The organism is Pseudoalteromonas sp. SWN29, from assembly GCF_015864465.1.
Taxonomy (GTDB): domain Bacteria; phylum Pseudomonadota; class Gammaproteobacteria; order Enterobacterales; family Alteromonadaceae; genus Pseudoalteromonas.
Map to the genome: position 1 here is coordinate 1 of NZ_JADYXE010000084.1, position 7,477 is coordinate 7,477.

4 protein-coding genes are annotated in these 7,477 nt (G+C 40.4%); all 4 read right to left on the reverse strand.

The features are described from left to right. Positions 1 to 124: 124 nt before the first annotated feature. Positions 125 to 1,867: a potassium/proton antiporter gene (locus I6F53_RS19550; RefSeq protein ID WP_197240863.1), complete on the reverse strand. Its 1,743-nt coding sequence runs from the start codon at positions 1,865 to 1,867 to the stop codon at positions 125 to 127. Positions 1,868 to 2,282: 415 nt separating this feature from the next. After that, a complete protein-coding gene (locus I6F53_RS19555; RefSeq protein WP_166376501.1) occupies positions 2,283 to 3,659 on the reverse strand; it encodes a Na+/H+ antiporter NhaC family protein in 1,377 nt (458 codons plus the stop codon). 191 nt (positions 3,660 to 3,850) lie between these two features. Next, positions 3,851 to 5,509: a penicillin binding protein PBP4B gene (pbp4b, locus tag I6F53_RS19560; RefSeq protein WP_197240864.1), complete on the reverse strand. Its 1,659-nt coding sequence runs from the start codon at positions 5,507 to 5,509 to the stop codon at positions 3,851 to 3,853. Between the two features lie 9 nt (positions 5,510 to 5,518). Continuing rightward, a complete protein-coding gene (locus I6F53_RS19565; RefSeq protein WP_197240866.1) occupies positions 5,519 to 6,694 on the reverse strand; it encodes an exo-beta-N-acetylmuramidase NamZ family protein in 1,176 nt (391 codons plus the stop codon). Positions 6,695 to 7,477 lie beyond the last annotated feature (783 nt).

Below are 7,477 nucleotides of genomic sequence, written 5' to 3' on the forward strand. Positions count from 1 at the left end.
TGTGAAGAATCAAACTGAATACCAGCCTCAAGCTATTTAAAGAAAGCTTGAGGCTGGTTAGAAGAGATGGTATCTACGTCCGTTAAAAATGTGAGCCTAGCGCTAAATAAATCATTGTTAATGATTACTGCTTTAAAAGTCGCTTTTCTGGATTGTTTAAATACTTTAAGCCAATGGTCACTATGCGTGTATGTACCATGGTTATAACGCGTATTTGCACATTACCAATAACAACAATATCGCCTTTACTGACTTCTCCTGAAAGCTTTTGGTTAATCACTTCTTCCAAGCTTATGCCCTCAGGGGCGTCTATGTGCATGTGATAAGAGTAAAATATATCGCCTACCAACGTTACTCCTTTCACTTTAAGTTCGTTGTGCGCTAAGTGGCTATCATGATGATTTGTTTTATCGGTTGCTGTAAAAACTAAATCAACAAAAGGTCGGTTATCTGGTTTTAAAACAACAAATAAATGATCGTTTGGTTTTAACTTAGTTGAACCCCGTGGCGGTATGATTGACGGACCCCGTGTGATCATAGCAACAACCACACTTTCAGGAAGTGCAGCATGTGACAAGCTGCGCCCAGAAACCCGCGAAACGTCACTTAAAGTGTATTCTACAATTTCTATATCAATATCGTTTAGTGCTGTGATTTCGAGCGTTGCAGCAGCGAGATCAGGTGGCGGCTCTACTAAATTTAGTTTTTTAGCCATCCAAGGCATTGTTGAACCCTGTAACGTGGCTGAAATTAACACCACGAAAAAAACCACATTAAAAATAAGCTCTGCCCCTGAAAGGCCAAATAGTAATGGGAATATAGCTAAAATAATGGGTACTGAGCCTCTAAGGCCAACCCAAGATACAAACAAAGTTTCGCGATTATTAAAGCCAAACAGTTTTAAAATAGGCGCTACAGCTAATGGGCGAGCAACAAAAATAAGTGCCAGTGCAATAAGCAATCCTTCTAACCATACATCAACCAATGACGATGGGTTAATAAGGAGCCCTAATACAACAAACATGGTTATTTGCCCAAGCCATGCTAAGCCGTCATGAAACAGAAAAATACCGCGTTTATATACAAATTTGCTGTTACCTAAAATAACACCCGTTATAAATACCGCTAAAAATCCACTGCCGCCCAGCGTTGCAGAAAGACCAAAAGAGAGGAGTCCGAATGCGGTTACCATGACTAAATATAAACCCGATGCATTTAACTTAATTCGATTAATAAACCAAACCGATACTTTACCGATTAAAAGACCAAAAATAGCGCCTACACCCATTTGCTGAGCAAATAACTGCAGTAACTCCATCCCTATTGGCATGTCATTAACGAGCATTTCTAACAAACCAACCGTTAGAAAAATAGCCATTGGATCGTTCGAGGCACTTTCTATTTCAAGGGTAGATTTAAGCTTTTTATTTAAGTGAATACCCGCACTTCGTAAAAGCGCAAACACTGCTGCGGCATCTGTAGAGCCAACAATAGCACCCAGTAATACACCTTGTAATATGGGCAGATCTAAAATATAAGTGGCCACAAGGCCTGTAATTACAGCGGTAAATAACACCCCGACGGTTGCTAAAGCAGACGCGGGTTTCCACACTTGTTTAATTGAACTGGTAGGCGTTTGTAAGCCGCCATCAAATAGAATAATGGCAAGCGCGAGAGTACCCAGAGCATGTGCTGCCTCTGCGTTATCAAATGAAATACCTGCAATACCGTCTTCACCTGCGAGCATACCTACAAGTAAAAATAGTACTAGCACCGGTAAGCCAACGCGTGCAGATAACTTGCTCGAGATCACTCCAAGTAAAATTAAAATGGCACTAACGAGAATGATATTATCAATTGCAAACATAGTGTGGATTTACAGCCTTATATGAATTATACCAATCCGCAATAATACTTAGTCATTTTGCGGGGCTAAACGTGTCGCTACCTGCGTTAAAAAATTCTCATTTAGAACAACTAAATAGCGAATTTTTTGCCTAGCTATCAACACGTTTTTCCAGCCTCAAAATAGATTACTTAATTAAGCGAATTGGTATTAAAAAGTAAGAATTTATAGCTAACAAAAAGCTTAAAGCTCATGCTATACAATAACCTAAAAAATATAAATACGGGTACTTAAGTCTATAATTAAATAGTTTTTCTAATAACTATAGAGCCTTTGAGTTTGGTATTGCTTGGCTCTATCTTAATTAGCTTTATTTATTTTGAAAACAAAAAAGCCTGCGATTAAGCAGGCTTTTGAATATTTAAATAATCAAATTTTATAAAACAATAATGCTTGTTACTAAGTACGCTAAAAACGTAAGGCCACCACCAAATAAGGCATACGGTAGCTGCGTTTTAACGTGGGTGAGTAAGTCACATCCCGATGCAATAGCCGATACAGCGCTGGTGTCGGATATAGGCGAGCAATGATCGCCAAATATACCACCACCCAAAATAGCACCTACCACAAGCGATGGCGGTAAACCTAGCGCTTGAATAAGTGGCACACCAATTGGGATTAATATAGCGAACGTGCCCCACGATGTACCCGTAGTAAACGACATAACCGCACCAGTTAAAAACAGCACAGGTACTATTAAGTAAATAGGTAGGTAGTCGCCAACAAGTGACGCTACAAATACGCCAGTACCCAACTCTTTTAAGCTTGCGCCAAGTGTAAGCGAAAGCAGTACAATGGCGACCAGTGGCATTAATTCGCCCATGCCTTTAAAACCGGTATCAACTAATTGATGGTGCGTAAATTTACGCGAACCAATCATTAAAAAGTAAGCAACAACAATGGCTAAAACCGTTGCGTATAATACTGACTTAGAACCGCTGCCTTCTGCTAATACACCATTACCAGTGTAATACATAAAGCCAACCATGCTGGTAATGAGCGTAATAAGCGGGATTAACATGTAACGCGCTTTAGAGGCTTTTATTTCATCTTTTAAGTCGGTTGTTTGAAGCTCTAGTTTTTCTTCGGCTTCTTTCATAGGGCCGTGCACTTTATCAAACGCGATGGTGTAAAAAACAATGACAAGGGTAATTATGGCGTAAAAGTTATACCCTACGCTGCCCCATAATACCGATACGGCCGACTCACCTAGCTCGTAATTACCTAACAAACCAAGCACAAATGCCCCCCAGCCGTTAAGTAGTATTAAAATACACACTGGCGCACTGGTGCTGTCAATAATGTACGCTAGTCGCGCTCGGCTCATTTTAAATTTGTCGAATAAGCCACGCGATAAAATACCCGAGGTAAGTACGCTCAGGTTAGATTCTATAAATACCGCTATGCCAGTAAACATGGTTAAAAAGCCCACTTGGCGCTTACTTTTTGCAATACCTTTGTTCATTAGCATATTAACCGTTGCTGCCACACCGCCAGATTCACGAATGTAGGCAAGCAGTGCACCAATTAAAATACTAAATATTAATATGCGTGTATTACCTGGCGAACTAGCAACCGAAATAATACGTTCAATGGTATTTAAAAAAGTATCAAACAAGCTATTACCTTCGCCCTGCAAGGCGAGTAAAAACTCAGAAGAAGCAACGGCAACAAGTAGCGCCATAATCACTTCTTTTCGCCAAAACACGATAGCAATCGCAATTAGCGGCGGTAAAATAGAATACCAATGCATAAAAAGTTAACCTTAATTATTAGCGAGTAAACCTCGCTTTGTACGCGTTTTAACGCTTATTTGTTAAGCCTAACAACATAAACCGGCTTAGTTTTATAGACCGCTTAGCTTAATGGATTGGCTTACTCAAGTCACCTGTAAATAAATCACTTAAGGTGGCACAGTTAGTACGTTTTAACCTATACGATAGCTTATTGATTTAGTAACGCTTCATAAATAAGCGACACTACCGATCCGTACTGTGCGGTTTCAAATTGTTTGCCTGTAAATTCGTAACGTTTTAGCGAACCTTTAATTGCGCTATGGCGAGCATTAGTAAGTAAAACAATAGCCAAATCGTAAGCGGGGTCAATTACGGTCACTGTACCCGTCCAACCGGTGTGCCCGTATGCTTGTGCGCTTGCATAAGGGCCAAAGTGCCAACGCCTTGCTTGGTTGTTACCGGCAAGCCTAAAGCCAAGCCCGTATGTTTCGTCGCTTGATTGCGGCGTTAAAAATTGCGCTAAGGCGCTTGCACTAAATAATTGTTGGTCGCCGTAGCCACCATTATTTAATAATAGCTGGCAAAGCACGGCTAAGTCGTGGGCGCTACTAAATAATCCCGCATGCCCTGCTACGCCATCAAGAGAATAGTAAGCGCGCTCGTCGTGCACTTGGCCTTGTAAAACAGTGGTGCGAACATTATCAAACTTAATGCGCCCGTCTCGCGTGTTACCGCTAAGCTCTGTGGCTGCAAATTGCTGCGGCTTAAAGCCTTTTTTCAGTGGATTAAATAACGTGTTAGTTAATTTTAGTGGCGCATACACGCGCTGCTCTAGGTATTCATCCAAAGGTTGCCCAGTAATACGCTCAATTAGTACGCCTAAAATCATGTAATCAATATCTGAGTAAACATGCTGAGCAGATGATTTACTGCTAAAAGGTACGCTGGTAAGTAATAGCTGTTTGGTGGTTTTACTGTTTTGCGAATAAAACGTGTCGCCATTGCTGCCATCTTTACGATGAAAGTCAAATACTGGCGGGTATCCGGCGCTGTGTGTAAGTAAATCTTTTACTGTGCGTTGTGAGCGCCCTTCGCCTTTATATTCGCTTAGGTAGCTTTGTACGGGTTTATTAATATTTAATAGCCCTTCGCTTACTAATTTCATAAGGGCAAAGTTGGTGGCAAATATTTTGGTGTTTGAGGCTAAATCAAACAAGGTATTAGTTTGCATTGGCTCCGGGCGTAACAGCATTAAGTCACTTTGCTGATATTGCTTTGCATCGCCATAAGCAGTTAACTTTATTAGCTCGCCATTTTTAACAACAGCCAACACAGCCCCAGGAAAACCAGCTTTTACATCGCGATTTATTAACGCATCCACTTCGCTAAAATCTACGTTTTTTACTGGTTCGTCGCTTAAAGTAGGAAATGCAAAACGCAGCGTTAAACTTGCGCCAATAGGGAGAATATTTTCAACTTTAAAGGTATTAACGCCGTTGTGAGTATTTTTTGCCAAGCTGTAATTGTACAAGGTGTTGGCGCTTAGTTGGTTAACGTCGAGCTTTTGATTATTAATGTAAATATCGGCGCTTTGTGCGTTATGGTTTTGTATTAATAATTGCCCGCGCCCTTTGTAAGCTTTAAACGTTCCTCTATTATTTACATAAAACCGACTACTTGGATTTACCTCAGGAAACGTTACAACCACTTGTGCATTAGGCAGCTCTACAAGTTGGCTTTTTGTTAGTGTTGGCAGCGAGCTAATTGGTTCAAGTGGTGTAGTGCAACCCACAATAATAAAGCTTAACGCCACTATAAATGCTGTTTTTATATAACTACACCTTTGATTTTTTAAAGCATTAAACATGGGCAGCCCTTATTTATATAGCAAGTAAGGCGCTCTTTGCGCTTTAAATTGTACAAGCCCCGCATGCCAACTTTGCTTTATTTGCGCCTCTGATTGCCCTGCTTCAATAGCTAAGCGCAATTTATTAGTACCCGCTAGTTTATCCATAAAGTCAGCGCGCTCAAAAAACGAGATGTTGCTTTTACTAAGCTCCGTGTACGCATTTATTAAGTAAGTTAAGTTTAGGCCTGTGATATTTGCTTGTCTTAAATCGAGCCCTTGCACGATTTGGTTTTTAAATTTAGGATTTAAAGCAGCGCCTTTAATTGCGCGCGGCGTAAAATTAAAATCACCTAATGCAACTGGCGAATAGCCAATTACTTGAAACGCAAAGTCGGTGCCTCTACCGATACTGATAGGCGTTGCCTCAAAAAAGCAAAGTGATGGGTAAAGTGCAATGGCCTGATCGTTAGGTAAATTAGGGCTGGGTTTTACCGGCAAGCTGTAAGTACTTTTGCGAGTGTAATGATCAACAGGGATCACAGTTAATTTTAAATCGGGTGCTTTATTGATCCAGCCCTCGCCTTTGATCATTTTGGCAAGTTCGCCAACGGTCATGCCGTGTAAAACAGGAATTGGGTGCATGCCTACAAACGATTTAAATTCTGGCTCTAATATTGGCCCATTAACGTAGGCAATATTTGGATTGGGTCTGTCGAGTACTAAAAATTCTATCCCCTGCTCTGCAGCGGCTTCCATCATGTAGTGCATAGAGCTTATGTAGGTATAAAAACGCACGCCTACATCTTGAATGTCAAAAACAATGACATCAACATCGGCTAAAGCAGCTTGGCTTGGTTTTTTATTTTTACCGTAAATAGAAATAAGCGGAATACCAGTTTTACCATCAACGGCATTTTTTACATGTGCGCCCGCATCATGATCGCCACGAAAGCCATGCTCAGGTGCAAAAATTTTAGTTATATTAATATTTTTAGTCAGCAGCGCATCGACTAAGTGAGTTTGCCCTACCGTTGATGTTTGATTAACTACCAGCCCTACGCTTTTATTTTTTAACTGCGGTAAATATTTAGCATATTGCTGCGCACCTACCATAAGTGAGTTATTAGCTTCGTTGGCTTGTGCGCTGGAAATACAAATAGCGCTAAAAATAAAAAATAACGTAATAAATAGGGTTTTAAACATACTGCAATATCCTTTTAAACAAGGCGTTTAAAATAACATAGGTAATATTAAAGAGCAGCTTTAGAAAAGGGTTAAGTGGGCTTGAGTAGATACAGTGATTAGAAGCTGGCGCTTCTCACGCGAGCAAGCTCAGCGTCTACAACGGATAAATAAACTCGGAGTTTAGATTTAAAGATTAGAGCTAGTTTTACTTGAAAATACCACCTCCCATTTTAAGCTTAAAGACCGTATTTAACCTTCTTAGAGCTAAACGCTTCTAGTTATTTAATTTCTTGGTCAATGAACCACTTAAAGATCTATTACACAAAGAAAAGTAAATGAGAAGGCATAAGCCCGGGTTTATTAGTTTAGCTTAGCTTTATTACTACCTCTAAAAGCGCAGCGCCTCTTAAACTCTTTGTGAATAAATTACTTATTTCTGGCGTTGCCAACAAATAAAATCTTATAAATTATATTTTTGAGGGGGGAATAGAAGCTGTCGCTTCTCACGCGAGCAAGCTCTGCGGCTACAGGAGTGGTAGTTTACATTTCACTTTATTTTAGGCACAAAAAAACCGACTTAATGTCGGCTTGTTTATGGAAGTGGCGGGCGCAGGACGTATCTTGTAAGAGTGAACCTCCGACTTCTTAGTTCTCAATCCTCCTAAACTCTACATTTCACTTTATTTTAGGCACAAAAAAACCGACTTAATGTCGGCTTAGTATGAAAGTGGTGGGCGCAGGAGGATTCGAACCTCCGACCGCTCGGTTCGTAGCCGAGTACTCTATCCAGCTGAGCTATGC